Source organism: Yersinia sp. 1252 StPb PI (assembly GCF_048593885.1).
GTDB lineage: Bacteria > Pseudomonadota > Gammaproteobacteria > Enterobacterales > Enterobacteriaceae > Yersinia > Yersinia enterocolitica_E.
Genome location: NZ_JAZGQE010000436.1, coordinates 1 through 753, shown reverse-complemented (window position 1 = coordinate 753; position 753 = coordinate 1). Strand labels below are relative to the sequence as shown.

Genomic DNA, 753 nt, shown 5'->3' with positions numbered 1-753 from the left:
GTAAAATATTGATTTTAAATGAATTTAACTTCACTCTTAAATGTATTGTTCAACACAGACAATGCAGAATATCAGTCCGAATATGTTTGAAACATGACAGCTAAATCCACCAATTGGGATTATGTGTTGAAGTCAGTTACCTGAGATAGCCCAGCGTTGTGGCCGACATCTTTTCAGGTTCCCTAACCCCAATAGACTGCATAAAGACCATTAACAGATAATGGAGCTTGCACATGGCTGTCTCCTCCAGGGGACATAATCAGTATGCCGGAATGAGTGGTTGGCGTTGACGGGTTACTTACAGGAGGCTGACCAGCAATGATATCCTCAGTATGCTAATAGACCACTATTTCTAAAAAGCTAAACTCTAGCGATCTCTTAAAACCTTAGAGCAGTACACATAGGGCATTGTTTTAGTCGAAATATAATAACTTCCGTTACGATTTTTGGTGAAGAAAGCAGCCATGGGATGATCATCAACTAAATAAAACCTCGATAGCATCAGATCTGAAAATAAAGATTCATTCACATTATTAGTTTCAGTCACCCAGTTTCTCTTCGATGTTAATAACAAATCATCATTAATCGCTGTTACATCAAAAAAGGTTCTACGACTTATCGTGCCTACTTTCTCATTATTTTTATAAACCACGCCATCAATATAGACAATTCCATTTTTATTATTCATAGAAAATTCGACCATAAGTTTTGTCATTAGTCCCAATTCTTCTCTATGAATGGTCAGATTCGCAT

General features: G+C 36.8%; 1 protein-coding gene. It reads right to left on the bottom strand.

Annotation, left to right across the window (positions count from 1 at the left end):
• Nucleotides 1-367: 367 nt before the first annotated feature.
• The coding region (locus tag V2A85_RS24160) for a hypothetical protein (protein WP_420072616.1) at nucleotides 368-753 on the bottom strand (386 nt) is incomplete at its 5' end.